General features: G+C 69.0%; 20 protein-coding genes. 11 read left to right on the forward strand and 9 right to left on the reverse strand.

Annotated elements, in window-relative coordinates:
• Positions 1-3 precede the first annotated feature (3 nt).
• From tssF to tssA, 4 genes are read left to right on the forward strand one after another with little or no spacing between them, the layout of a single operon-like run.
• Positions 4-1839, forward strand: coding sequence for a type VI secretion system baseplate subunit TssF (gene tssF, locus ACFIMZ_RS02520; RefSeq protein ID WP_431821249.1), 1836 nt, complete (start codon positions 4-6; stop codon positions 1837-1839).
• Positions 1803-2903 (forward strand): type VI secretion system baseplate subunit TssG, encoded by a 1101-nt coding sequence (tssG, locus tag ACFIMZ_RS02525; protein ID WP_431821250.1) that lies wholly within the window; start codon positions 1803-1805, stop codon positions 2901-2903. The genes tssF and tssG overlap by 37 nt, the downstream gene beginning before the upstream one ends.
• A gap of 50 nt (positions 2904-2953) precedes the next feature.
• A complete protein-coding gene (gene tssH, locus ACFIMZ_RS02530) occupies positions 2954-5620 on the forward strand; it encodes a type VI secretion system ATPase TssH (protein ID WP_431821251.1) in 2667 nt (888 codons plus the stop codon).
• Positions 5621-5663: 43 nt separating this feature from the next.
• On the forward strand, positions 5664-6788 hold the full coding sequence (gene tssA / locus ACFIMZ_RS02535; RefSeq protein ID WP_431821252.1) for a type VI secretion system protein TssA: 1125 nt from the start codon (positions 5664-5666) through the stop codon (positions 6786-6788).
• 75 nt (positions 6789-6863) lie between these two features.
• Here tssA and ACFIMZ_RS02540 read toward each other — a convergent pair whose 3' ends face one another.
• From ACFIMZ_RS02540 to ACFIMZ_RS02555, 4 genes are all read right to left on the reverse strand, one after another.
• The gene (locus ACFIMZ_RS02540; RefSeq protein ID WP_431821253.1) at positions 6864-7811 is read right to left on the reverse strand and encodes an OmpA family protein; all 948 of its coding nucleotides are present in this window, start codon (positions 7809-7811) and stop codon (positions 6864-6866) included.
• 4 nt (positions 7812-7815) lie between these two features.
• Positions 7816-8808, reverse strand: coding sequence for a type VI secretion system-associated protein TagF (gene tagF / locus ACFIMZ_RS02545; RefSeq protein ID WP_431821254.1), 993 nt, complete (start codon positions 8806-8808; stop codon positions 7816-7818).
• Entirely contained in the window at positions 8805-12731 is a 3927-nt protein-coding gene (tssM, locus tag ACFIMZ_RS02550) for a type VI secretion system membrane subunit TssM (protein ID WP_431821255.1), read from the reverse strand. Before tssM ends, tagF begins: the two co-directional genes overlap by 4 nt.
• Positions 12732-13033: 302 nt before the next feature.
• Positions 13034-13879 carry a M15 family metallopeptidase gene (locus tag ACFIMZ_RS02555; protein ID WP_431821256.1) on the reverse strand — a complete coding sequence of 282 codons (846 nt, stop codon included), beginning with the start codon at positions 13877-13879 and terminating at the stop codon, positions 13034-13036.
• Between the two features lie 122 nt (positions 13880-14001).
• Here ACFIMZ_RS02555 and ACFIMZ_RS02560 point away from each other — a divergent pair, with 122 nt between their 5' ends.
• Together ACFIMZ_RS02560 and ACFIMZ_RS02565 are read left to right on the forward strand one after the other, a co-directional pair.
• Positions 14002-14979, forward strand: coding sequence for a phage tail protein (locus ACFIMZ_RS02560; RefSeq protein ID WP_431821257.1), 978 nt, complete (start codon positions 14002-14004; stop codon positions 14977-14979).
• A gap of 186 nt (positions 14980-15165) precedes the next feature.
• Complete coding sequence (locus ACFIMZ_RS02565) at positions 15166-16182, forward strand: transporter (protein WP_431821258.1); 1017 nt, start codon at positions 15166-15168, stop codon at positions 16180-16182.
• Between the two features lie 20 nt (positions 16183-16202).
• On the opposite strand, the gene ACFIMZ_RS02570 is transcribed toward ACFIMZ_RS02565, so the two are convergent.
• On the reverse strand, positions 16203-16355 hold the full coding sequence (locus ACFIMZ_RS02570; RefSeq protein ID WP_431821259.1) for a DUF1427 family protein: 153 nt from the start codon (positions 16353-16355) through the stop codon (positions 16203-16205).
• 32 nt (positions 16356-16387) lie between these two features.
• Positions 16388-17365: a quinone oxidoreductase family protein gene (locus tag ACFIMZ_RS02575; RefSeq protein WP_431821260.1), complete on the reverse strand. Its 978-nt coding sequence runs from the start codon at positions 17363-17365 to the stop codon at positions 16388-16390.
• Positions 17366-17523: 158 nt separating this feature from the next.
• Here ACFIMZ_RS02575 and ACFIMZ_RS02580 point away from each other — a divergent pair, with 158 nt between their 5' ends.
• On the forward strand, positions 17524-18444 hold the full coding sequence (locus ACFIMZ_RS02580) for a LysR family transcriptional regulator (RefSeq protein WP_431821261.1): 921 nt from the start codon (positions 17524-17526) through the stop codon (positions 18442-18444).
• Positions 18445-18554: 110 nt separating this feature from the next.
• Here ACFIMZ_RS02580 and ACFIMZ_RS02585 read toward each other — a convergent pair whose 3' ends face one another.
• The gene (locus ACFIMZ_RS02585; RefSeq protein WP_431821262.1) at positions 18555-20714 is read right to left on the reverse strand and encodes a M1 family metallopeptidase; all 2160 of its coding nucleotides are present in this window, start codon (positions 20712-20714) and stop codon (positions 18555-18557) included.
• A gap of 633 nt (positions 20715-21347) precedes the next feature.
• On the opposite strand from ACFIMZ_RS02585, the gene ACFIMZ_RS02590 reads away from it, so the two are divergent.
• The 3 genes from ACFIMZ_RS02590 (at position 21348) to ACFIMZ_RS02600 (ending at position 24075) form a co-directional block, all read left to right on the forward strand.
• Positions 21348-21851, forward strand: a complete 504-nt coding sequence (locus tag ACFIMZ_RS02590; protein ID WP_431821263.1) for an LEA type 2 family protein — start codon at positions 21348-21350, stop codon at positions 21849-21851.
• Positions 21852-21970: 119 nt separating this feature from the next.
• Positions 21971-23104 (forward strand): methyltransferase, encoded by a 1134-nt coding sequence (locus ACFIMZ_RS02595; protein WP_431821264.1) that lies wholly within the window; start codon positions 21971-21973, stop codon positions 23102-23104.
• Positions 23105-23196: 92 nt separating this feature from the next.
• The gene (locus ACFIMZ_RS02600; protein ID WP_431821265.1) at positions 23197-24075 is read left to right on the forward strand and encodes a class I SAM-dependent methyltransferase; all 879 of its coding nucleotides are present in this window, start codon (positions 23197-23199) and stop codon (positions 24073-24075) included.
• 48 nt (positions 24076-24123) lie between these two features.
• Here ACFIMZ_RS02600 and ACFIMZ_RS02605 read toward each other — a convergent pair whose 3' ends face one another.
• Together ACFIMZ_RS02605 and ACFIMZ_RS02610 are read right to left on the reverse strand one after the other, a co-directional pair.
• Positions 24124-24696, reverse strand: a complete 573-nt coding sequence (locus ACFIMZ_RS02605) for a DUF1415 domain-containing protein (protein WP_431821266.1) — start codon at positions 24694-24696, stop codon at positions 24124-24126.
• An 85-nt stretch (positions 24697-24781) separates the two neighbouring features.
• Entirely contained in the window at positions 24782-25402 is a 621-nt protein-coding gene (locus ACFIMZ_RS02610; RefSeq protein ID WP_431821267.1) for a TetR/AcrR family transcriptional regulator, read from the reverse strand.
• Positions 25403-25622: 220 nt separating this feature from the next.
• On the opposite strand from ACFIMZ_RS02610, the gene ACFIMZ_RS02615 reads away from it, so the two are divergent.
• The gene (locus ACFIMZ_RS02615; protein WP_431821268.1) at positions 25623-26906 is read left to right on the forward strand and encodes an MFS transporter; all 1284 of its coding nucleotides are present in this window, start codon (positions 25623-25625) and stop codon (positions 26904-26906) included.
• Positions 26907-26908 lie beyond the last annotated feature (2 nt).

Below are 26908 nucleotides of genomic sequence, written 5' to 3' on the forward strand. Positions count from 1 at the left end.
TCGATGGAAGAATTGCTGCCGTATTACGAGCGCGAATTATCGTTTTTGCGGCGCTATTCGCGCGATTTCGCCGAACGCTACCCGAAGATCGCGGCGCGTCTCGCGCTCTCCGGCGAGCATTGCGAGGATCCGCACGTCGAGCGGATGATCGAGTCGTTCGCGCTGCTCGGCGCGCGGATCAACAAGAAGCTCGACGACGACTACCCGGAATTCACCGAAGCGCTGCTGGAAGTGCTGTATCCGCACTACCTGCGGCCGTTCCCGTCGTGCTCGATCGCGCAGTTCGCGCTCGGCGCGCCGGGCCAGCAGACCGAGCCGGTCGTCGTCGAGCGCGGCACCGAGCTGAAGAGCCGCCCGATCCGCGGCGTGCAGTGCCGGTTCCGCACCGCCTACGACGTGACGCTCGCGCCGATCCGCATTTCCGAGGCGCGCTACACGCCGGTCGCGCTCGCGCCGAGCGCGACGGTGCTGCCGCCCAACGCAACCGGCGTGATCTCGCTCACGTTCGAATCGCTCGCGCCGCAGCTCGACCTCGGCGCGCTGAAGCTGCCGACGCTGCGCGCGCACCTGCACGGCGAGCAGTCGTTCGTCGCGGCGCTCACCGATTGCCTGTTCGTCAACGTGCTCGGCGCGTACGTCGAGCCGGAGCGCAACGGCCGCTGGACCGCGCTGCGCAAGCTGCCGATCGCGCAGGCGGGCTTCGACGAGGGCGACGCGCTGATCGACTACCCGGCGAAATCGCACCCGGCGTACCGGCTGCTGACCGAATATTTCGCGTTCCCCGACAAGTTCGACTTCGTCGATTTCGACCTCGCCGCGATCGCGCGCGCGTCCGGCCGCTGCCAGCGCTCGACGCTGCATCTCGTGCTGCAGGACGTGCGTGGCGACTCGCACGTCGCGCGCCTGCTCGAACTGCTGACCGCGAAGCATTTCCGGCTGTTCTGCACGCCGATCGTCAACCTGTTCCGCCAGCACGGCGAGCCGATCCGCATCACGCACCGCGCGGTGTCGTACCCGGTGATCGCCGAGGCGCGCCGCGCGTTCGCGTACGAGGTGTATTCGATCGACTCGGTGAAGCTCGTGCGCCAGCAGGCGCACGAGGAATCGGTGATCGAGTTCCGGCCGTTCTATTCGCTGCACCACGGGGAGTCGGCGCGGGTCGGCCATTACTGGTTCGCGCGCCGCAACGACTGGGTCGCGCAGAAGAGCCCCGGCTACGAGACCGAGATCTCGATCGTCGACATCGATTTCGAGCCGACGTCGCCGCAGACCGACACGCTGAGCCTCGACCTGACCTGCACGAACCGCGACCTGCCGGCGATGCTCGCGTTCGGGCTCGAGGGCGGCGACCTGTTCCAGGAAGGCGGCGCGCAGACGAGCAGCATCGCGCTGCTGCGCCGGCCGACGCCGAGCGTGCGCTTCGAGCGCGGCCGCTCCGCGCACTGGCGGCTCGTGTCGCATCTGGCGCTCAACCACGTGTCGCTCGTCGATCACGGCCTCGCGCCGCTGAAGGAAATGCTGACGCTGTACGACCTGCGGCGCACCGCGGTGTCGACGCGGCAGATCGACGGGCTCGCGGGCATCGAGCAGCGCGGCGCCGTGCAATGGCTGCCCGGCAAGCCGTTCGCGACCTTCGTGCGCGGCATCGAGATCCGCGTGACGATCGACGAGGAGCATTTCGTCGGCTCGAGCCTCGCGTCGTTCGTGCGCGTGCTCGACAGCTTCTTCGGGCTTTACGTCCACCTCAACAGTTTTGTCCAACTAGTCGTCGTGTCGAAGCGCACCGGCGAGGAGATCATCCGATGCAAGCCCCGGACCGGCGAATCGATCCTGGCGTAGTCGGCGCGCTGCTCGACGAGCCGCACCGCTTCGAGTTCTTCCAGGCGGTGCGCGTGCTCGAAGGGCTGTTCGCGCGGCAGGCGACCGATGCGCCCGGCGCGTGGCGGCACGGCGACGTCGTCGCGCAGCGCATCGCGTTTCGCAACACGCTGTCGCTGGGCTTTCCGGCGAGCGAGATCGAGCACCTGCGGTCGTTCGACGACAACGGCGCGCCGCTCGACGCCGACGACGCGCGCGACGCGGCGCTCGCGGCCGGCGAGCTCGGCCGCGTCGAGCTGACGCCCGCGTTCTTCGGGCTGCTCGGCGGGCAGGGCGCGCTGCCGCTGCACTACACCGAGCAGATCGTCGCGCGCGAGTACCTGAAGCGCGACCACGCGGCGCGCGCGTTCTTCGACGTGTTCTCGAACCGCGCGACCGCGCTGTTCTACGCCGCGTGGAAGAAATACCGGCTGCCGTTCCATTACGAGCTCGACCGCGACGAGCGCTACCTGCCGCTGCTGCTCTCGATCGCGGGCGTGACGAGCGACGAGGTGCGCGACAGCCTGCAGGCGGGCGCGGGCGGCGTGCTCGACGAGGCGGTGGCCGGCTACGCGCTGGCCGCGCGCCACCGGCCGATGTCGGCCGCTTACCTGCAGCGCACGCTGTCCGACTACTTCCGCGTGCCGGTGAAGATCGACCAGTTCGTCGGCAAGTGGTACGACGTGCCGGCCGACCAGCTGAGCGTGCTCGGCGAGGTCAACGCGGTGCTCGGCGGGACGGCGCTGGTCGGCGAGCGCGTGTGGCAGCGCGACATGCGCGCGCGGATCGTGGTCGGCCCGCTGGCGAAGCGCGACTACGAGGCGTTCCTGCCCGGCGGCCCGCGGGCGGTCGGCCTCGAACGGATGCTGACGCTGCTCGCCGGCGTCACGCTCGAGTACGAGGTGTCGCTCGTGCTGAAGCGCACCGAGGTCGGGCCGAGCCGGCTCGGCGCGGGCGCGCGGCTCGGCTGGGACGCGTTCCTCTGCACCCGCGACGCGCCGGACGACCGCGCGGATGCGCGCTACGAGCTGCACGTGATCCACTGAAGTACCCGAACACAACAACACGCGACGCAAACGAACCTGAGATCGACGCCATGAGCACGCCCCTGAAGACCCTGATCACGAAACTGAATCCGCTGTGCCGTCAGGCGACGCAGCAAGCGGCGAGCGCGTGCCTCGCGCGCGGCCACTACGAGGTCGATCTGGAGCACCTGTTCCTCGCGCTGCTCGACGAGCCGGCGGGCGACCTGCCGCTGGCGCTGCGCGCGAGCCGCATCGATCCGCACGCGCTGCGCGCGGACCTCGAGCGCGAGCTGACGCGCCTGAAGACCGGCAACACACGCACGCCGGTGTTCTCCGTGCACCTGATCGCGCTGTTCGAGCAGGCGTGGCTGATCGCGTCGCTCGATTCGCAGCTCGGCCGCATCCGCTCGGGGCACCTGCTGCTCGCGCTGCTGACTGCGCCGGATCTCGCGCAGTTCGCGCAGCGGATGTCCGCGCAGTTCGCCGAGTTCCGCGTGACGGACCTGAAGCACAAGTTCGACGAGATCACCGCCGGGTCGAGCGAAGCCGAGCCGCGGCAGGCGGACGCGGGCGGCGACGGCGACGCGCCGGCGCTCGACGCTGCGCCCGCGGGCGGCCCGTCGAAGACGCCCGCGCTCGACACCTACACGACCAACCTCACCCAGCGCGCGCGCGACGGCAAGATCGATCCGGTGATCGGCCGCGAGGCGGAGATCCGCCAGGCGATCGACATCCTGATGCGGCGCCGCCAGAACAACCCGATCATGACGGGCGAGGCGGGCGTCGGCAAAACCGCCGTGGTCGAGGGGCTCGCGCTGCGCATCGCGGCCGACGACGTGCCGCCGCCGTTGCGCGGCGTCGCGCTGCACGTGCTCGACATGGGCCTGCTGCAGGCCGGCGCGAGCGTGAAGGGCGAGTTCGAGAACCGGCTGAAGAGCGTGATCGACGAGGTGAAGAAGAGCGCGCATCCGATCATCCTGTTCATCGACGAGGCGCACACGATCATCGGCGCGGGCGGCCAGGCCGGCCAGAACGACGCGGCGAACCTGCTGAAGCCGGCGCTCGCGCGCGGCGAGCTGCGCACGATCGCCGCGACGACGTGGAGCGAATACAAGAAGTACTTCGAGAAGGACGCGGCGCTCGCGCGGCGCTTCCAGGTCGTGAAGGTCGAGGAGCCGAGCGAGCCGCTCGCGGCGGCGATGCTGCGCGGGATGGCCGGCTTGATGGAGACGCACTTCAACGTGCGGATCCTCGACGACGCGATCACCGAGGCCGTGCGCCTGTCGCACCGCTACATCAGCGGCCGCCAGCTGCCGGACAAGGCGATCAGCGTGCTCGACACCGCGTGCGCGAAGGTCGCGCTCGCGCAGAGCGCGACGCCGGCCGCGATCGACGACACCAAGAAGCGCATCGAGCGGATCGACGCGGAGATCGCGTCGCTCGAGCGCGAGGCGGCGAGCGGCGCCGCGCACGACGAGCGGCTCGGCGAGCTGCGCGGCGCGCGCGACGCGGCGCTTGAACAGCTCGCGGCGGACGAAGCCCGCTACGAAGGCGAGCGCGCGATCGTCGCCGAGATCACCGAACTGCGCGCGGCGCTCGACCGCGCGCGCGGCCCGTCGGAGGACGGCGAGCCGGTCGACGTGCAGGCCACGCGCGACAAGCTTGGCGAGCGCGTCGCGGCGCTGCATGCGCTGCAGGGCGGCGAGCCGATGGTGCCGCTGCAGGTCGACGGCCATGTGGTCGCCGAGATCGTCGCGTCGTGGACGGGCATCCCGCTCGGCCGGATGGTGAAGGACGAGATCGGCACGGTGCTGAACCTGCATCCGCTGCTCGCCGCGCGCGTGATCGGCCAGGACCACGCGCTGGAGGCGATCGCGCAGCGCGTGCGCACCGCGTCGGCGAGCCTCGAGGATCCGAACAAGCCGCGCGGCGTGTTCATGTTCGTCGGGCCGTCGGGCGTCGGCAAGACCGAAACGGCGCTCGCGCTGGCCGACATCCTGTACGGCGGCGAACGCAAGATGGTCACGATCAACATGAGCGAGTACCAGGAGGCGCACAGCGTGTCGGGCCTGAAGGGCTCGCCGCCGGGCTACGTCGGCTATGGCGAGGGCGGCGTGCTGACCGAGGCGGTGCGGCGCAATCCGTACTCGGTCGTGCTGCTCGACGAGGTCGAGAAGGCGCACCCGGACGTGCTCGAGATGTTCTTCCAGGTGTTCGACAAGGGCGCGATGGACGACGCGGAAGGGCGCGAGATCGATTTCCGCAACACGCTGATCATCCTGACGTCGAACGTCGGCTCGTCGGCCGTGATGCAGGCCTGCCTGAACAAGCCGGCCGAGGAGCTGCCCGATCCGGACGCGCTCGCCGAAGCGCTGCGCCCGCAGCTGTACAAGACGTTCAAGCCCGCGTTCCTCGGCCGCATGAAGGTCGTGCCGTACTACCCGATCTCCGACGACGTGCTTGCCGAGATCATCGAACTGAAGCTCGACCGCATCCGCCGCCGGATCGACGCGAACCACAAGGCCGTGTTCGAGTGGGACGAGTCGCTGGTCGACGCGGTGCTCGCGCGCTGCACCGAGGTCGATTCGGGCGCCCGCAACGTCGACCACATCCTGAACGGCACGCTGCTGCCGGAGATCGCGGGCCACGTGCTGGGCCGGATCGCCGACGGCGCGGCCATCGCGCGCATCGCGGTGCGCGCGGACGACGCGGGCGAGTTCGTCTATACGGTCGAATGAGCGCCGCGCGCGAAACCTCATGCATCAACGGATTCACTGAACCATGCCGATCAATCTTCCCGAATTGCTGACGCCGATCAGCGACGCGTCGCCGTGCGGCGACGACCTGCTGTTCTCGAACGATTTCGACGCGATCCAGGAGGCGCGGCGCTTCGACGACCCGTCGCTCGACCAGGGCGAATGGGTGACCGAGATCAAGGAAGCCGACTGGGGCTTCGTCGTCGCGCGCTCGAGCGAGCTGCTGCGCACGCAGACGAAGGACCTGCGGCTGGCCGTGTGGCTGACCGAGGCGCTCGCGCTCGAGGACGGCATCACGGGCCTCACCGACGGCTACTCGTTGCTCGAGGGGCTGTGCCGCCAGTACTGGGACACCGTGCATCCGCTGCCGGAAGGCGACGACACCGAATACCGGCTCGGCAATGTCGCGTGGCTCGCCGGGCGCACCGCCGCGCTGCTGCGCGCGGTGCCGCTGACGGACGGCGCGTCGAACGCGTTCAGCACGCTCGACTGGGAAGTCGCGCAGCACGTCGCGCAGGCGGTGAAGCGCGACCCGGATCACGCGAACGACATCGCGCGCGGCAAGCCGTCAGTCGAGCATATCGACGCGTCGCGGCGCGTGACGTCGCTCGCGTTCTACTCGGCGCTGCTCGGGAACCTGAAGGCGTTCGAGTTTGCGCTCGACGCGTTCGAGGAGACGCTCGAAGCGCGTGCCGGCAATGCGGCGCCGAGCTTCCGCCAGGCGCGCGACGCGTTCGAGACCGTGTACCGGCTCACCGAGCGCTTTGCGCGCGAGCAGGGCTACACGGGCGCGCAGCAGCAGGCGCAGTCGCAACCGGCGCCGCCCGCGCAGCCTGAGCGCATCGAGCCGAGTTTCGGCGCCCCGCATTACACGGAGGAGACCCACGTGCAGCAGCAGTCCGTTTCGCGTCCGGTACCGCAGGTGATCGCCGGCATCCAGAACCGCGCGCAGGCGGTCGACCAGCTGCGCGCGGTCGCCCGCTATTTCCGGCAGACCGAGCCGCACAGCCCGGTCGCGTATCTCGCCGACAAGGCGGCCGAGTGGGCCGACATGCCGCTGCACAAGTGGCTCGAGAGCGTCGTGAAGGACAGCGGGTCGCTGTCGCATATTCATGAGTTGCTGGGTGTGAAGCCGGACGAGCAGTCGTAAATGCGAACCGGGCGGCGCACGACTGCCGCCGCCCGGTTCGCGTCGCGCCGGCCCGCCATGGAGCCGGCCGCCTGCTTACTGCCCGACCCGGAAGTCGATCCGTCGATTCCGCGCCCGCCCGTCGGCCGTGTCATTCGGCGCGATCGGCTGATCCGGGCCCACGCCGGTCGTCGTCATCTGCTGCGACGCGATCCCCTTCGTGATCAGATAGCCCTTCACCGCATCGGCGCGCGCCTGGCTCAGCGCGATGTTCGACGCGCGGTTGCCCGAGTTGTCGGTGTGACCGATCAGGTCGACCGTGCGGTTCGGCATCTTCGAGAGCGCCGCGGCCATCTGGTCGAGCACCACCTTGCCCTGCGGCGTGAGCGTCGCGCTGCCGGTCTCGAACTCGATCGTGCGGTTCGCGAGCGTCTGGTCGAGCAGCCCCTGCTCGGACGCCGACACGCGCAGCCCGTTCTTGATCGTGTAGGTCGGGTTCAGCGTGTTCGCCATGTCGCTCGCGAGCTGCTGGCGCTGCGCCTCGTTGCGCACCTCGCCCTTCATGTCGATCTGCGTGCCGTTGATCTTCAGCTGCCCCTTGCTGATCTGCTTGAGCTGCGGGCCGATCAGCTTCTGCACGTTCGCGCTCCAGTTCGGCGGCGTCGCGACGTCGCCGATCTCGATCTGGTCGACGACGTTCGCGGCGCCATAGGTGTCGCGCAGCTTCTGCAGCACGGCGGCCTTGGTCGCCTCGTCGGGCACCTTGCCGCCGACGACGACCTGGCCGGGCGTCGCGTTCGCGGGCGGCGGCGCCAGTGCCGTGGTCGCGGCGGCCGGGTGCGCGGCCGTGCCGGACGTCAGCGACGCGGGCGCGGCGGTCGCCGGCAGCGCGCTCGTCTGTACGGTGCCGTTGCCGACCGGCGTGACGGTCGCGCCGCTGTTCTGCGCGAAGCTGCTGGCGCCACCGGCGAGCAGGCCGGCGGCGAGGAGGGCGGCGAGGACGGGCGAGAAGCGCCCGCGGCGGGCGTGATTCGTGTTGCGCATGCTGTCAGCCTCCGATGAACGCTTCGCGGAACGCGTCGATCGCGAAGCGCAGCGACAGTTGCGGTTGGTCGAGGTAGCTGACGAGCTTGCTGATCTGTTGATCGTTTTGCGCATGGGCGTCGATCCACTCCGGATCGTCGATGTCGATGTTGTGGGCGGCGTAGGTCTGCGGGTCGACGACGCTCAGCAGCGTTTTCGCCGAAGCGCCGTTGAAGCCGATGATGAGCCGTTCGCGCTCGGCGATCGAACCCATGAAGATCGCGAGCTCGAAATCGGCCTGCGCGACGAACGGCGCGACCAGTTCGAGCCAGAACGCCGCGACGAGGCTGCGATAGAACGGGTCGACCGGCAGCGGCAGCGTGAGGCCGCGCTCGATGTGCGACGAGCCGCTCTGCATCACCGGGCGCAGCAGCGAGCCGAGCGCGAGCATCGCGCCGCGCAGCCGCACCGGATGGCCGCTCGCGAGCAGCATCTGCTCGAGGCCGTACAGCGACTGGTGCTCGATGAAATCGTTGAACGTGCCGTCGTGCGCGTTGCCGGGGCCGCTGCCGACCTCGATCGGCACCTGCGTGTCGCCGAGCGCCTGCAGCGCGCCGGGCGGCTCTTCCTTGCCGAGCAGCGGCGGGATCTGCTGCGCGACGCGTGACCACAGCCGCGCGAACGCGAGCGGGCTGCGCGCGAGGAACGCGACGGGCCGCTCGACTTCGAGCGCGGCCGCGCCGAGGAACGGGAAGCGGCGCATCGACACGTCATGGCTCGCGACCATGTGCCCGGCGATCGCGAGCCGGCTGCGCGAGCCGAGGAACGCGAAGTGCATCGGCTGCGCGTCTTCGTAGACGATCTTCCAGCGCGGGTCCTCGGCGAGCAGCTCGAGCGCCTGCGCGATCCAGCGGTCGAGCGTCTGCAGCAGTTGCGGGTTGTGAGGGCTTTTGACGAAATCGCCGCGTGACGGAATCTTGCCGAAGTAGGCGATCTGCGCCTGAACGGTTTGCGTCATTGCGCCCCCTGTGCGTTCGATGCGGTGGCGGCTGCAACAGCCGCCGCGGCCGGGGCGGCGCCCGACGCGCCCGACGCGCCCGCGCCCGGCTGGGCGTTGAGGGCCGAGCCCGCGCCGACGTCGGCGACCGACGACGGCAGGCGCAGGCCGCGCAGGCTCTGCTGCTGCGGCTGGTCGCCGCCGCCGCCCGTCGGCTGCGACGTGCTGATGATGCGCATCGTGACCGACACGTTCACGTTGCCCTGCGTCCACGTGAGGTCGAAGGTGCCGTCCGGGCGGCGCTTGCGCTGCGCGGAGTTGATCAGCTTCTCGAGACCGTAGCGGCCCGGCTCGTTGACGAGCTGGATCGTGCGGCCGTCGAAGGTGGTCGCCGACAGCGTCGCGCCCGGCGAGCCCTGCGGGTTCGGCCACACGAAGTTGGTCCACTGCGGCGGCGTGTTGCGGTAGCGCAGCTGCTGGCCGTCGATCGCGACCGTGTATTCGGTCGTGCCGCTGCTCGGCTGCGGCAGGATCTGGAACACGGTCTGCGGTTCCGACGACGCGCCGCCGCCGGCGCCCGCCGCGCCGCCCGCGAGCGGCGCGACCCAGCGTGCGAAGCCGTTCGTGAAGTCCGGCGCGAGCGCGAGGCCCATGTCGCCCCAGGTGCGGGCCGCGAGCGTGTCGCCGCGGCGCACCGCGAGGGGCCCGAGCGTCGTGCCGACGAACTTCGCGATCGAGCCGTCCGGACCGAACACCTGCGCGATCTCGCTTGCGCCGGCCTCGACCTTCGCGCTCGCCGCGAACGGGTACTTGGTCGCGAGCGAGCCCTGGAACGGCTGGTAGACCTGCGCGTTCCACACCTTGTTGACTTCCGCGCTGGCCGGCTGGATCACGACCGAGAACGCCTGCATCAGCGGCCGCACCAGCAGCGGACGCAGCGACTTGCGTTGCGTGTCGGTCAGGCCGGTCAGCATCTGCTCGTCGACGAACTTCAGCGAATCGGCCAGTTCCGAGCCGTTGCCGTCGAGCGTCTGCTGCATCAGCTGGCGCGCGCCCGGGCCCGGGTCGCCCTGGTTCTTGATCACGTTGAAGCGCGTGCGGACCTTCGACAGCGTGTCCATGTAGCCCTTCAGCAGCGACGTGCCGTCATGCGTCGCGACGATCCGCGCAAGGCCGACGAACTCCTGGCCGACCGGGCCCATCGGCACGTCCGCCGGATTGCCGTTGATGTCGATGTTGGCGGCCGCCACCTGGCCCGCCTTCGAGCGCGTGAACAGCTGCTTGAACCAGTTCACGACACCCGTCTGCGCCTTCTTGATCGTCGCGTTCGCGAGCGACGGGTTGTCCCACGAGGTCTGGTCGTACGCGGTCTCGAGCACCTTGCGGATCGGCGAATCCTGCGGGTCGCCCAGACGGTTCATCCCGTCGACGGCCTGCCCGAAGCTGCTGAAGCCCTGCACGGCGATGCCCTGCATGAATTTCTGCCAGTGCTGCGCGTACTCGGTCTTGTACATGCCGACGAGCGTCTTCTGGATCTGCTCGGGGCTGCCCTCGAGCGTCAGGTCGTCCTGCGTCGACGTGTTCAGCACCCAGTCCTTCGCCTGCAGCTCCTTGGTCGCGGCATCGCGGATCGCCGGCTGCACGTACTCGAACCACGCGTCGCGCGTGAACGTGCCGGGGATCGCGTAGCTGCCGGCGATCAGGCCGCCGTTGCCGTCGCCGACGATGCGCGCGATGGTCATCGGCGCGAAGCGGGTCGACGCGCGCGCCTTGATTTCCTCATACACGCGCTGGCGGGCCGGCATCCCGCGCACGACGCGGCGCAGGTTCTCGCGGGTCTGGTCGACGAGCGAGAGGTTCGCTTCGATCATCGGCCAGTCGTTGTCGTTCACGCGCGCGAGGTAGAACGAGATCATGCGCTCGGCGCTCCTGATCATCTCGTCGCGCGGCATGTTGCCGCGATTCGTCTCCAGCCAGCCGCGCCAGAAGCGCGCGACCTGGTCGGTCAGGTGCGCCTGCTCGACGTGGCGCTTGTCGGACAGCATCAGGTAGGTCTTCAGCGCGTTGTACGCGTCCTGCACGTTGGTCGGCGACGCATCGCTGTACAGGCCGCCCTGGGGGGCTGTGGCCGGCTGCGCGGCGGCGGCCTGCGGTGCGGCCCCGGCCGGGTTGGTCGAGACCGGGACGGCGCCGCCCTGCACCGCGCCGGACTCCGGCGGGCGCGTCATCGGCACGAGCTGGTCCGGATGCGCGTTCACGTCCTTCAGGAACGACGCGAGGTTCTGCGACACCGGGTTCAGCAGGACCTGGCGCACGCCGTTGTAGTACTCGGTCAGCAGGTGCTGCTCGAGGCGGTCGCCCTGGTAGAGGCCGAGCGACACCGACACCGGCTTGTCGCGGCGGAACTGCTCGAGCTGCTCGATGCGGTCCTCGAGGATGTCCATCGCCTGCAGGCGCGACTGCAGGTCGTTGCGGCCCTGCTGCATGCGCGTGACGTTGTCGAGGTCGGCCTGCACGTTCGCGACGAGCTGCTGGTTGCCGATCGTCGACCAGGTCCAGCCGCCGAGCGCGAGCGCGAGCGCCGCGACGAAGCCGAAGAAGGTCGCGTAGCGCAGGCGCGTCTTGGTCGGGCTCGCGAACTGGCGCACCGTCTGGCGATCCGCGAAGATCACCTTCGAGAACAGGTCGCGCAGGAAGAAGCCGTTCTTCGAGAACGCGCTGTGCGGCTTCGGCAGCGCGTTCGCGTCGAGGCCGAAGCGGTGCGCGATGCGCTGCGCGGCGGCGCTGCTGGTCTCGCCTTCCTGCAGCGCGCTGGTGAAGTAGAAGCCGCGGAAGATCGGCTTGTACTGGAACGGGTTGTTCTCGAACAGCGTCGCGAGGAACGCGCGCAGCGCCGGCTTGATCGTCGAGAACTCGAGCGGGAAGCTCAGCTGGCCCGGTGACGCCAGGTTGCCGCGCGACAGCGACAGCTGCGCGACGCTGATCTCCTTCAGCCCGTCGTACAGCTCCTCGAAGCGCTCGTCGAACAGCGCGACGACGTCGCGCTTCTCGTCCGGCTCGTAGGGCAGGGTGGCGCCCCACACGCGGTCGTATTCGTGCTTGTCGCTGCTGCTGAAGAATTCGGTGAAGCCGGTGATCAGGTCGGCCTTCGTGAACATCACGTAGACCGGCGCGAACACTTCGAGCTTCTCGGTCAGCTCCTGCACGCGCTGGCGCAGGTTTTTCGCGAGGTTGATCGCGAATTCGGGGCGGTTGCCGGTGAGTTCGGCGATGCTCGCGGTGACGATGATGCCGTTGATCGGCGCCTTCGGGCGGTAGCGCTTGAGCAGGCCGAGGAAGCCGAGCCACTCGCTGCGGTCTTCCTCGTGCACCGAGTAGCGGCCCGCGGTGTCGAGCAGGATGCCTTCGGTCGTGAAGAACCAGTCGCAGTTGCGGGTGCCGCCGATGCCGTGGATCACCGCGCTGTTCTTGTCCGCGAACGGGAACTGCAGGCCGGAATTGATCACCGCGCTGCTCTTGCCCGCGGCCGGGTTGCCGATCACGATGTACCACGGCAGTTCGTACAGCGCGGAGCCGCCGGACACCTGGCCGATCTTCGACGTCTTGATCGTCTTCACCGCGTCGGACAGGCGCGTGCGCAGCACGTCGAGGTCGGCTGTCTTCGCGTCCGTCGCGGCCGCGGCCGCCGCCGGCGCGGTGATCTTGCCGGTTTCCGCCTGTTCCTCGAGCATCTCGCCGAGCTGGCGGTTCGCGCGCTTCACGCGCCAGTGGCGCCACAACGCGACGCCGAGCCACAGCACGAGGATCGCCGCAAAGGCGAGCGCCGCCCACAGGAGCGGCAGCTGCAGCGTATCGGCGACGATGAAGAGGATCGCCGCGAGCGCGACGATCCCGACGATCGAGAGCGTACGCGGGTGAGTCAGCACGTTGAGGATGCGTTGCATAGGACGTTCAGGTTCCGGTGCGATTCGATGAGGCGACGCAGGCGCGCCGAGCGGCAAGGGTGGCGCCGCGATGTGTCGCCATGCTGTCAAACGGGGTGAGAGAGGCCGGCATCAATGCGCCCGCGGCATCGGAGAAGGCGCGCGCATTGACGAAAGGACGCTGTGAGATTTAAAACGGGACCGGCGGCCCGAGAAAATCGTGCACCGGAATGCACGACCGCTTGCACCGCCCATATCATTTCCTGCCGGGATATTAAAAAGCCCCATGCCGCCCTCATTATTTCCTGTCCGGCCAGCCCTGGCTAGCTGCCGCGTCCCAGTTTAAAACCGGGTTTATGGTATTCGACGTGCCCCAGATCCATCATTTTCCAGCGCCCGCCCCAGGTCAGGCCGACCTGTTCGGCGGTCTGTCCGTATAACTGGTAGCCGCGCATCGCCCACGGATCTTTCTCGGAAATGACCAGCTTGCCGTCGCGCAGGAACGCGTTGTCGGACGCCAGCCCGAATTGGTGATAACTCTGGAACGCCGCCGCATTGGTCACGCTGCTGCCCATTTGCGCCAGCCGGTTTTGCCGTTCCGGGCTCCGGTAACCTTCCAGCAATGCCATTTCGTAACCGTGCTGCTCGCGCATGATCTTGTAGACCAGCAGCAAGCGCGTGCGGAAATCCGGGTCCAGCAGGTTCCAGTCGCGGCTGGCATCCTTCAGCGCCGGCCGTACCTGCTCGACTTCCTTGGTGGCAAAGACTTCCGGCGGCAACGGCGGGGGCGGCACGAGCTGCTCGCCCTCCAGCAGGGCGGCGATCTTCTCGTCAGGCGCGCGCGCCGTGTCGTCGAATTGGAATAACTGCCTGCCGCGCAACGCAATGGCGACCAATGGCGGCGTCGCAAGAATACCTGTCGACACCATAATCAGCAAGCGCCGCCGGACAAGTAAATTTTGCACATCATTTAAAGCGCCTCGGGTAACGTTTGCCGATTTAACAATCTGACTGCGGGTGCGACTGGCGCGATCGCTCGCACGGCGCGTGAGACGGCCGTGAAACTGGGCGACCGATTCAAAAACGGACGCCCGGATGCCGGGTAAAAGCAGCAGCGCCGCGATGGCGACTGCAAGGGCGAAATAGGCGACGAGTGCGACGGCAATCAACGAAATCCCCGGAAATTGGAATTGATTGTGTTTTGCAATGCTTGCTCTTAGAATCAGGCCAGCTCTGAGAGGCCGGGCTATATTATCGCGGTGAATTAAACCAGGATTCAATGAGACACTGAATGAGTGCGCCGGACAATTCGAATTCAAAAACTCCGCCCAGCCTGCTGTCCGACACGAAACAGGCCGACGGGTCCCAGCATTCGCGGATTCTCGCGAACCTGGAGGGACGCGTCGCACCGCAGTCCGAACCGCCGCGCCGTTCGCTGAAGGCGCCGATCGCAGCCGTCGTCGCGCTCGTGGTCGCGGTCGGCGGCTGGGGCGCGTGGCGCATGCAGCAGGCGGACGACACCACCACGCCAGTGGCTGTCGCTGTCGCGCCCGCCGCGCCGGCGCCAGCGCCGGCGAAGGCCGCGCCCGCCAGCGCCGTGGCGCCGCAGGTCGCGCAGCGTGCCGCGAGCGCGCCGCAGCCCGCCACGATCGTCAACGACGACGCGGCTTCCCGGACCGTTGCATCCGCATCGTCCGCGCCCGCCGCGGACAACAGCCGCCTGTCGCACGCGCTCGCGAGCGGCGCCGATGACGCGTCGGGCGCCGCTGCGTCGGGCGCCGCGCCGGCCGCCGCCGCAGCAGCCAAAGCCGACGCCGCGAAGGGCGCGAAATCGGCCGCCCCGGCGACCACGGCTGCCACGGTCGCCGCCCGCAGCAAGACCGACGCCGCGCGCGCGAAGGCCGAAGCGAAGGCCGAGGCCAGGAAGCGTCGCAAGGAGCAGCAGGCCGAAGCCGCGCAGGCCAGGAAGCGCCGTGACGCGGCGACGCGCACGGCGGCTGCGAAGCAGGCCGCGAAGGACGATCCGGATGCCGACCTGCTCGCGGCGCTTGTCGCGCGCACGAAGCCGGCCGACAAGAAGCCCGCGGCGCAGGCTGCGCCGACCAAGACCGCCGCGACGGCGGGTGGCGCGACGCTCGCCGCGCGCGTGAAGGAGTGTTCGGAACGCGGCTTCTTCGAGGATCAGCTGTGCCGGTGGCGCGTGTGCGACGGTCACTGGGGCAAGGATCCCGCGTGCCCGTCCGCCGCGCAGTCGCAGAACCACCAGTAAGCCGCTCCCGTTGCAGACGCACGCGCCGCCCGCCGGGCGGCGCGTTGCCTTCGACGCCGTGACGTCGTCACGAAAGCGTCACATCGGTCGGGCATACGTCGTGGTTCCTTTCCCTGCGCGGCGTCCGGGCGCGGGCGGCGCGCCCGCCGATGATGCCCGTCCGCCGCGCGCCGCACGACCTTCGACATGATCGTACAGACTTACGGCGCGGATACTTCCGGCATGGTGTGCGGGTTCCGGTTCATGCCCGGCGTGCCGGGGGTGATGCTCGACGCCGAGGCCGCCGCCGACTGGCTGCGCGGGCACCGCGCCGTCGCGCCGGACGATGCGTTCGTCTGGCTGCACTTCAACCTCGCGCACGGCGCGAGCGAGCGCTGGATGCGCACGCACCTCGGGCTGCCCGACAGCTTCTTCGAATTCCTGCATGAAGGGTCGCGCTCGACCCGCATTGAACAGGAAGATGGCGCGCTGCGCGCGATCGTCAACGACGTGATGTTCAATCTCGAGCTGACGCCGTTGGAGATCGCGACGCTGTTCGTCCACGTCGAGCGGCGCATCATGGTCACCGCGCGGCTCAAGCCGCTGCGCTCGGTCGACACGCTGCGCGCGAGCGTGCGGGACGGCGAGCGTTTCCGTTCGCCCGCGGAGCTGCTCGTGCATCTGCTGCGCGACCAGGCCGACCTGCTGATCCGGATCATGCGGCGCACGAGCGTCGACGTCGACCGCATCGAGGATCGCTTCCTGTCGCAGCGCCTCACCGCGAGCCGCGTCGAGCTGGGCGCGATGCGCCGCACGCTGACGCGGCTGCAGCGCATGCTCGCGCCGGAGCCGGGCTCGATTTTCCGGCTGCTCGCGAAGCCGCCCGCGTGGCTGCATGCGGCGGACGTGCAGGAGCTGCGCGAGTCGACCGAGGAATTCTCGCGGGTGCTCGCCGATCTCGCCGGGCTCGTCGAGCGGATCAAGCTGCTGCAGGAAGAGATCGGCTCGCGCCTCGACGAGCAGAACAACCGCACGCTGTTCACGCTGACGCTCGTGACCGTGATCGCGCTGCCGATCAACATCGTCGCCGGGTTCTTCGGGATGAACGTCGGCGGGATTCCGTTCTCGGAGAACAAGCACGGCTTCTGGCTGATGGTGCTGCTCGTCGCCGGTTTCACGGGGCTCGCCGCGTGGTGGGCGTTTCGGCGGCGCAACGACCGCTAGCTCCCGCGCCGGCGACGCGCTCAGCGCAGCAGCGCGATCGCGCGCTCGCCGATCACCATCCCGAGCAGGCCGACGAGCGCGACGAGCGGCGGGGCCGGCGAGCGCACGTGGAGCAGCGCGTACAGCGCGCCGACGCCGAGGCCCGCCGCGAGCGAGATCAGATAGTCCGTCATGGCTGTCTCCTTCGATTCCGGTTCGCGCGGCATCAGGGCTTGATGACGACGCGCTCGCGCGCGCCGGCCAGCACGGCCCGGTACGCATCGTGCGCGCGCTCGAGCGGGTAGAGGTGGTCGTCGCCGATCGGGAACGCGCGCAGCGTGCCGTCCTCGAAGCCGGGCGCGAGCGTGTCGAGGATGTGCGCGCAGGCCGCGCCGTCGAGCGCGAGCGAATCGACGCCCACGTACGTGTGCTGGCCGCGATAGAACGCGAAGATGTCGAACGGCACGCTGCGCTCGATCGTCGAGATGAAGATCTGCCGCGCGCCGATTGCCATCGATGCGTTGGCGGCCTCGAAATACGGGCTGCCGACCGTGTTGTAGACGATGTCCGCGCCGCGGCCGCCCGTCGCGGCGCGCACCGCGTCGGCGACGGGCCCGCCCGACGCGTCGATGATGCGCACGTCGGCCGACGCATGGCCGCGATAGCCGCCCGGGCTGCGCTCGACGCCGATCACGGTCGCGCCGCGCGCGGTCGCGAGCTGGATCGCCGCCTGGCCGACCTTGCCGTTCGCGCCGAACACCAGCACGACGTCGCCGGCTTCCGGCATCCCGGCGCGGCGCAGCCCTTCGTACGCGGTGACGAACGGCACGCCGACGCCCGCCGCCTCGTCGAGGGTCAGCGCGCGCGGCTTGCGGCGCACGTGCGCCGCGTCGAGCAGCAGATATTGCGCATGCGAGCCGTCGCGCCGCACGCCGAGGTCGCCGCCCGATCCCCATACTTCGGCGCCGATCCAGTCGGCGGGGCCGCTGCGCACGATGCCGGCCCAGTCGCGCCCCGGCGTTCGGGGCCAGACCGCATGCGGCATGTAACCGAGCGCGGCCTTGACGTCGCTCGGATTGACGCCGGCCGCGCGGACCTCGATCAGCATCTGGCCGGCCGCCGGCACGGGTTGCGGAATGTCCCGGACGCGCGCATCGAGCGACTCGATGTCGGCGGCGGGCGTGTCGAAACGAAGACTGCGCATGATGGGTTCCTTGAAGGGCGCCGCGCCCGCCCGGCGGGCCGGCGCGTGAAGTGGACGGGATGCACGCAGTCTAGTCATCCGGAGTTGACGCGGAAACGCGCAAAGGCGCAGGATTGCTTTGCGCTGTGCACACAGGCAACCGTCAACCCCAGCCACTCATGGACGACTTTCTTTCACCGCATCTGTCGCTGTTCGTCGACGTGGTCGAGCAGCAGAGCTTCTCGGCGGCCGCGCGCCGGCTGGGCGTCGCCGCGTCGTCGGTCACGCGTCGCATCGACCAGCTCGAGGCGCAGCTCGGGATCCGGCTCCTGCATCGCACCACCCATGCGCTCAAGCCGACCGAGGCCGGACAACTGCTGCATGCGCGCGCGACGCGGATGCTCGCCGAGCTGCGCGGCTTGCAGGAGGACCTGCACAGCCAGCACAGCGAGCCGAGCGGCCTGCTGCGCGTCGATTGCCCGGCGCCGTTCGGCCGCCTGCACCTGATGGCCGCGCTCGTCGCGTTCATGCAGCGTCATCCGGCGCTGCAGGTCGAGCTGGTGCTGACGGACAGCATGGTCGACCTGCAGGGCGCGCGGCTCGGCTCCGAAGTGGATCTCGCGGTGCGCATTGGCCCGCTCGAGGACACCCGCTTCGTCGCGACCGTGCTCGCGCCGCAGCGAAGGGTGCTGTGCGCGAGCCCGGGCTACCTCGCGCGGCGCGGCGAGCCCGGGTCGCCCGACGCGCTGGCCGCGCACGATTGCCTCGCGTGGCACGGCGCGCCGCCGCCGGGCGCGTGGCAATTCGACGGGCGCCGCTACGCGCCCGCGCGGCCGCGGTTTCGCAGCAATCATTCGGAAGCGTTGCTCGAGGCCGCGATCGAAGGGCTCGGTCTCGCGCACCTGCCGACCTGGCTCGCGGCCGACGCGCTGCGCGCGGGGCGGCTGCGGGCGGTGCTGCCGCACTACGCGGCCACGCCCGAGCGGGCGACGATCCACGTGCTGCGCCAGCAGGCGCGCGGCAGCGCACGCGCGTCGCGGCTCGTCGCGTTCCTCGGCACCTGGTTCGCGCAGCCGGCATGGGATGCCGCGTGGGCGTGACGGACGGCTGCCAATGAAAACGGGCCTCGCATGCGAGGCCCGTCGAAGCAGCGGGAAGCGCGTTCGCCGTCCGGCGCCGCAGGCTGCGCGGCGCCGGACGGACAGGCGCTTTACTGCGTGAGCACCTTGCGCGGCGTGAACGTACCCTGATAGCGCAGTGCCGGATGTTCCTGCGGCGTCGTGAGCTCGTTGGTCCGCGGCGTCATGCGCAGGATCGTCGCAGCCGGCGACGCGACCGAGCCGATCGACGTCGAGCGCGAGGCCGGCGCGAGGTTGTTCGCGACCAGCAGCGCGGCTTCGCTCTTCAGGTTCGCGAGCAGCACCGGATCGGTCGAGCGGTTGACCTGCGTGAGCAGCCCGCTCCATGCCGCGTCGCTATAGTTCACGACGTAGTAGTCGAGCCCGCTCGGGTCCGCCACCACGCCCGTGCAGCCATCGATCCGGATCTGCGCCTGCGGATCCTTCAGCGCGTAAGTCGTGCGATTGGCGAGACCCTGGCCATACGCGAGCGTGATCGGCACCGTCCACTGCGTGCCCGGATACGGGTTCTTGTTCGGGAACGGCTGCTGCTTCAGCGTGACGATCGTCTGGTTCTTCGTCAGGTCGCACTGCGTGTCGAGCGAGACCAGCGGCACGCCGGTCTGGCGCACGTAGCTGTCGCCGATCGGGCCGACGGCCTGGCCGGTCGACTTCGACACCGCGTCCCACAGACGCTTCGGCGTGCCGTTGCCGAACGAGTAGTCGGTCAGGTACTGCTGCAGGCCCTGACGCAGCGGCTGCTCGCCGACGAAGTTCTCGATCGTCTTCAGCACGTGGGCGCCCTTGTTGTAGACGAACGCGCTCGCGCTCACCACGAAGTCGTTCGATGCCCACCCGTTGAAGTTCGGCGCGACCGGGAACGCGTTCGGGCCGATGTCGCGGTTGATCACGCGATACTTGTTCGTCACCTGGTCGAGCCAGCTGAACTCGTCCGGGAAGAACTGGATCGTCGTCTTCACCTCGAAGAACCGAGCGAACGACTCGTTCAGCCACACGTTGTCCCACCAGTCGGCGGTGACGAGATCGCCGAACCACTGGTGCGCGACTTCATGCGTCAGCACCTGGTTGCCGTAGCGCGACATCGGCTTGCCCGGTTCGGGCAGGATGTCGTCCGCGAATTCGAGGATCGAGCCCCAGTTCTCCATCCCGCCGAAGTTCAGGTTCTTCTCGGCCTTGAACGCGTCGTTCGCGGCGACCGTGTCGAACTTCTTCAGCGGCAGCGAAATACCCGTATAGCGATAGTAGAAGTCGAGCGCCTGCTTGGTCCGCTGCATCGCCGGCTGCGCCCAGCTGCGCATGCCCGGCGGCGTGAACACGCGCAGGTGCAGGCCCTTGCCGTCCGGCAGCGGGCTCGTGAAGTCGTCCTCGTAGGTGTCGAACAGGCCGCCGCCGAAGAACAGCAGGTACGACGGCATCGGCGGGGTCTTCTCGAACGACACGAGCTTGTAGCCGCCGCCGATGGTGGTCGACGGCTTCTCGGCCGCGTTCGACACGACGCGCCAGTTTTGCGGCACTTCGGCCGTCACTTCATAGGTCGGGCGGAACGCCGGCTCGTCCCAGCCGGGGAACCACTGGCGCGACAGGTTGGTTTCGCCCTGCGTGAGGATCGCGCCGCTCGTCGTGCCGTCGGTGCTCTTCAGGTCGACGCGGAACACCCCTTCGGCGGCCGAGCAGCCCGGATACGGATCGTCGCCGCAGCTCCCGCCGGTATGGTTGACCGGATCGTCGTAGGTCTTGAAGTTGATGATGCCCGACCACTCCATGTGCAGCGAGTAGCTGCCGGGCGAGATTGTGCCGCTCACCGGGCGCAGCTGGTAGAAGTCGCCCTTGTCCTGCGGCGTCGCGATCAGCTGGATGTTGCCGGGCTGCAGCGTGACGCGGCCGTTCGTGAACTTGATCCGGTGGCCGGCGACGACGATCGCGTTGACCGGCTTGAGCACCTTGATCTCGACGTCGGCGCGGCCGTCGAACGCGTTCAGCGCGTCGTTCGGGCGGAACCACAGCCGGTAGTTGACCGGCACGACGGTGTCGGGCAGCTCGACCGGGTGCGCGCTCTTGTCGACATTGGCCGCGGCCGGCTGAGGTGCCGCCGGCGTCGACGCGGCGTCCGGTTTGCCGGCCGCGCCCAGCGCGGAGGCCGAGCCGACGCCGCCGTCATCGCCGCCGCATCCGGCGAGCGCGAGCGCGGCGACCATCGGCAGATAACGCATCTTGCGAATGTTCATCCACATACTGAAACCTCGTTATTGAAGGAATCGTTCAGTGCTGCGAAAACGCCCGGCAAAAGCATTCCCCCGCCGTTAATCAACAGCGATGCGAAACGCCAATGACGGATTATTCGAAAAGACGGCCGGCTGACTACGTGAAGATAATCATGGTTTGTTGCCCCCTATTGATTCTCGTTTGTCGGTTGACTTGCCGGTTCGATTTTCCCGGGCGCGCGTTGTACTGAATGGAATTCGCGCGCGCGGCAAGCGGCGGCGCGCCCGGGCGGGCGCGCAACCCCATCGAATCGACGACCCACGAAGCCGGTCTGGCCTTGTGCCGCGCGACCGGAACGCGCGTGCGCCGTTCCGTGGAATCGCCGTCATGCAGCTACAAGGTTCGTCGGCTTGCTCGAAGGATGGGTCAATATACTTGATGGTTTTGAGTAAAGGAAACGAAAAATTTAGAATCTGCATCGATTGAAGTTTTTGCGCTGCATTGCACGATAACAGCGATGGATTTGCATTTCAGTTTGATCCGCGAGTTCGTAGTTTTAATGTATTAATCATATTGGCGATATGCGCGGACTACGAAATCCGGTGCGCCGGCGCGTGCCCGGTACAATGCGACGACGATCGTTCGTCGCGAGGAGCCCGCTCATGCCGCCTGTTTCGTTTCGTGCCGCGCCGCTGCGCGCCGTGCTGTCGTTCATCGTCGCCGTGCTGCTGCTCGGCGGGTGCGCGAGCCTGATGCGCGATCAGGTGCGCGTGTCGGTCGCCGGGCTCGACCCGCTCGTCGGGCAGGGGCTCGAGATGCGCTTCATGCTGAAGCTGCGCGTGCAGAACCCGAACGACACGCCGATCGAGTACGACGGCATCGCGGTGGCGCTGGAGTTGAACGGCCAGCCGTTCGCGAGCGGCGTCAGCGATCGCGCGGGCGTCGTGCCGCGCTTCGGCGAGGCGGTGCTCGACGTGCCGGTCTCCGTGTCCGCGTTCGCTGCGGCGCGGCAGGCATGGAACCTGGCCGGCGCCGCGTCGGCGGGCGAGCTGCCGTACGCGCTGCGCGGCCGGCTCGCGGGCGGCGCGCTCGGCGCCGTGCACTTTTCCGATGCGGGCACGCTGCGCCTGCCGGCGCTGCCGGCGCTGCCGGCGTCGGGCGGGTGAAGGTAGCCGCGATGCGCTGCAGCATGCGCCCGCGCTTTGCCCGTTACGCAAAGCAGGGTAAGGTGTCGTCCGCGCGGCGCATTTCCGCCGCCTGTTGAAGTCAACCGTTCCGAATTCGCGTGACCGATTTTCCCGTTTTCCACTGGACCGACGCCGCCGGCGTCGATCATGCCGTGCGCTGGCGCTCCGAAGCCGGCGTGGCGCCGCCCAAGCGCGCGGTGCCGGCCGACGACCGCATCAACGCCGATGCCGCCTACCGCCTCGCATGCGAGGGCACCGCGCTCGTCTGGCAGGGCGACTTCCAGAATGCGCGCCAGCTCGTGCAGGCGATGGCGCGCCGCGTCGACCGCAAGCCGAAGAAGGCGAAGGCCGCGGCCGGCGTCGAAGCGTTCAACCTGCATCGCCTCGCGCAATCGCAGCGCGCCCGCACGCTCGGGATGCTGCTGATTCCGCTCGACGCCGACTACACGATTCCGCTACGGCGCGCGCCGGACGTGCGCGCCGCGTGCGAGGAAGCATACGGCCCCGGCGGCGCGCCGTCGGTCGTGTCGCTGCGCGAGCTGCTCGGCCTCGTCGGCGCGCATGAATGGCGCAAGAAGGGTGTGCCGATTCCGGCGCTGGGCGGCGCGGCGATCCACCCGCATTACGGCGTGTTTTCGCCGGTGCGCGGCGAGTACGTCGAGCTCGTCGCGCGCGCGCCGCTGCCGGCCGACACGCTGGCGTTCGACATCGGCACCGGCACCGGCGTGCTGGCCGCGGTGCTGGCCGCGCGCGGCGTCAAGCGCGTCGTCGCGACCGACCAGGACCCGCGGGCGCTTGCGTGCGCACGCGAGAACGTCGAGCGGCTCGGCTGCGCGGCGCAGGTCGACGTCGTCGAGGCCGACCTGTTTCCGGCCGGCCGCGCGCCGCTCGTGGTCTGCAACCCGCCGTGGGTACCGGCCCGGCCGAGCGCGCCGATCGAATCCGCGGTCTACGATCCGGACAGCCGCATGCTGCGCGGCTTCCTCGCCGGGCTCGCCGCGCATCTGGAGCCGGGCGGCGAAGGCTGGCTGATCCTGTCCGATTTCGCCGAGCATCTCGGCCTGCGGCCGCGCGACACCCTGCTGCAGTGGATCGATGAAGCCGGCCTCGTCGTGCTTGGCCGCGACGATATCCGGCCCGCGCATCCGAAGGCGGCCGACGCCGACGATCCGCTGCACGCGGCGCGCCGCGCCGAGGTGACGTCGCTGTGGCGGCTCGGCGCGCAGAGCTGAGCGCGCGTTTTCGGTAAACTGTCGCCATTCCTCACGATTTTTCGCCGTCGGGCCGCGCGCATCGTTCGCACGCGGCCCCGCGCCGCTTCCAGATGTCGAACATAACCCACGAAATTCGTCCGGAGCAGTCCGTCGAGCTGCTGAAGGAACTGCACATCCTGACCCGCGACGGCAAGCTGAACCAGGACAGCCGCCGCAAGCTGAAGCAGGTCTATCACCTGTTCCAGTTCATCGAGCCGCTGCTCGCCGGCGTGCAGGCCGACCAGGGCGCCGTGACGCTCGTCGACCACGGCGCGGGCAAGTCGTATCTCGGCTTCATCCTGTACGACCTGTTTTTCAAGCAGCAGCCGGGACACGGCACGCCGGCGTTCGCGTCGCACATCTACGGGATCGAGACGCGCGAGGAGCTGGTCGCGCGCTCGACCGCGCTCGCCGCCCGGCTGGGGTTCGGCGGGATGTCGTTCCTGAACCTGTCGGTCGCCGATTCGATCACGTCGCCGCAGCTGCCCGAAACGGTCGACGTCGTCACCGCACTGCACGCGTGCGACACGGCGACCGACGACGCGATCCGCTTCGCGCTCGCGAAGCGCGCGCGGCACATCGTGCTGGTGCCGTGCTGCCAGGCGGAAATCGCGGGCGTGCTGCGCCGGAACAAGGGCAAGTCGCTCGCGAGCGCGCTGACCGAGGTGTGGCGGCATCCGCTGCACACGCGCGAATTCGGCAGCCAGATCACCAACGTGCTGCGCTGCCTGCAGCTCGAAGCGCACGGCTACCAGGTCAGCGTGACCGAGCTAGTCGGCTGGGAGCACTCGATGAAGAACGAGCTGATCATCGCGCAGTACAAGAACCTGCCGCGCCGGCGGCCGAGCGAGCGGCTCAACGAGATCCTCGACATGTTCGGGCTGGCGGAGCTGCGCGAGCGGTTCTTCGTGCCGCAGGGCGGCGAGGAAACGGCGCCGGCCGCTCACTGAGCCGCTGAGTCACGTTCGGCCGGGGCGCGGCGGCGACGCGACGCCCGCTCAGACGTCGTCGCCGGGGCGGTTCATCCAGTCGCGCCAGCCGTCGTGGCCGAGGCGGCGCAGGGTTTCCTGGTTCCTTTCGTAGATCGCGGACGCGTCCGGGAACGCGTCGGCCGCGCGTGCGATGCTGTCCTCGCGCAGCAGGTGCAGGATCGGATAAGGCGCGCGGTTCGTATAGTTCTCGATGTCGTCCGGCTCCGTGCCGTCGAACTGGTAGCGCGGATGGAAGCTCGCGATCTGCAGCACGCCGTCGAGCTTCAGTTGCCGGACGAGCCGGTCGGCGAAGAACAGCGCGTCGTTGTAGTCGAGGAAATCCGCGAACGCATGCGGGTAGATCACGAGCGTCGTGTCGACCTGCTGCGGGTCGGCGGCGTCGAGCCGGCGCAGTTCGGTCTCGAGATCGGCGAGCGCGTCCTCGAGCGTCGCGGCTTCGCTGATCGCATAGCGCACCTGATCCTTCACGTACACGCTCTTCGCAAACGGGCACAGATTGAGCCCGATCACCGCGCGCGCGAGCCAGTGCCGGGTGGCGGCGAGGATGTCGTCGTGCGAATCGGGGCGGGCGTCGGTCATGGCGGTGCGGGGTGGGGGCAGCGGGAGTCGCATTGTAGCGGGAGGCCGCGCGGCCCAGCGCGTCGCGCGGCCTGTTCGCCGTTGATCACGCGCAAGCGGCCTCGATCAGCTGCGTGACGAGCTCGGGCGCGATGCCGATCGGCGTTTCTCCGTGCCGATACGTCTGGCTTGCCGCATAAATCCCCTCGATCACGAGCGCGAGCGAATCGGCGAGCTTCGCCGGCGCGCGTGCGCCGGCGCTTTCGCACAGCGCCACGAGCCGCGCCATCAGCCGTTCCTTGTTCTGCGCGACGCGTTCGCGCGCCGGATGCGATGCGTCCGGGAATTCCGCCGCGACGTTCACGAACGGGCAGCCGCGATAGTCCTTCTGCGACGCGCGCTCGGCGAGATCGACGAAATACTGGACCAGCTGCGCCTTCGGCTGGCCGGGATGCTTCGCGACGCTCGCGTCGAAGCGCTCGAAAAAGCACGCATCCATCCGCTCCAGGTACGCGAGGACCAGCTCGTCCTTCGACGAGAACTGGCGGTACAGGCTCATCTTGTTGACGCCCGCGAGTTCCACGACGGCCTCGATGCCGACCGCGCGCACCCCTTCCTTGTAAAACAGCTCCTCGGCGGCGCGCAGCAGATGCTCCTGCGCGGCGGCGCCCGGGATCGCCTGTCGCGCGCGTCGCGACGCGGGCTTGGCGGCCTCGATGTCGGACATGTTGCCCTCGATGTCGAAATTGAATGCTTGACATGTTACCGACTGGAAACTACGATCGCAACACACTTGTGACCGATCGGTAACAATTCGATCGGATAAATGACAACCGCCAGACGTCGGCCCGGGCCGGCCGACGTGGCGTGCGGCGGAGGTGGCCCGTTTTGCATGGGACCGGATCAAGCGCTGAAGCGCCAAGTCCGGTCGTCAGGAGAAGTCAGACATGAACTGGGCAGCAAGACGAATCGGCGGGCGTTTCCACTACGGATGGCTCGCGGCGGCGGTGGTATTCCTGATCCTGCTGGCGGCGGCCGGCACGCGCGCGACGCCGAGCGTGCTGATGGTCCCGCTCGAACGGGAGCTCGGCTGGAGTCGCGCGGCAATCTCGCTGGCGATTTCGGTGAACATCGCGCTGTACGGGCTGACGGGTCCGTTCGCGGCGGCGGCGATGCAGCGCTTCGGGCTGCGGCCGACGATCCTCACCGCGCTCGCGACGATGAGCGCGGGCGTCGCGCTGTCGTCGATGATGACGCAGAGCTGGCAGATGGTGCTGATCTGGGGCCTGATGGTCGGCAGCTCGACGGGCGTCGTCGCGCTGACGCTGTCGGCGACCTTCGTCACGCGCTGGTTCCACGCGCGGCGCGGCCTCGTGATGGGGGTGCTGACCGCGAGCACGGCGACCGGCCAGCTCGTGTTCCTGCCGATGCTCGCGGCGATCGCGCAGCGGCACGGCTGGCGGCCGGTCGTGCTGGTCGTCGCGGTGGCGGCGGCGATCGTGATTCCGCTGGTCGCGTTCCTGCTGCCCGAGCGCCCGGCCGACGTGCGGCAGCGTCCGTACGGCGAGCCGGCCGATGCGCCGCCGGCCGCCGAAGCGACGAAGGAGAACCCGCTCGCCGTCGCGCTCCGCACGCTGCTGACCGCGAGCCGCTCGCGCGACTTCTGGCTGCTGTTCTTCAGCTTCTTCATCTGCGGCGCGAGCACCAACGGCTACGTCGGCACCCACCTGATCGCGATGTGCAGCGACTACGGGATGACCGAAGTGCAGGGCGCGTCGCTGCTCGCCGCGATGGGCGTGTTCGACCTGTTCGGCACGACGCTGTCGGGCTGGCTGTCGGACCGCTACGACAACCGCGTGCTGCTGTTCTGGTACTACGGGTTGCGCGGGCTGTCGCTGATCTACCTGCCGCATGCGTTCGGCATCGACTTCTTCGGGCTGCCGCTGTTCGCGATGTTCTACGGGCTCGACTGGATCGCGACGGTGCCGCCGACCGTGCGGCTCGCGACCGACGTGTTCGGCAAGGCGGCCGCGCCGGTCGTGTTCGGCTGGATCGTCGCCGGCCACCAGCTCGGCGCGGCGTTCGCGGCGCTCGGCGCGGGGATGCTGCGCGCGAGCCTCGGCACCTACACGATCGCGTCGATGATCTCGGGCGGGCTGTGCATCGTCGGCGCGCTGATCGTGCTGCGCATCAACCGCGGCACGGCGCGCGCGGCGGCGCAGCCGGTCTGACG

Origin of the sequence: Burkholderia sp. F1 (assembly GCF_050813845.1) — a bacterium.
Classification (GTDB): Bacteria; Pseudomonadota; Gammaproteobacteria; order Burkholderiales; family Burkholderiaceae; genus Burkholderia; species Burkholderia ubonensis.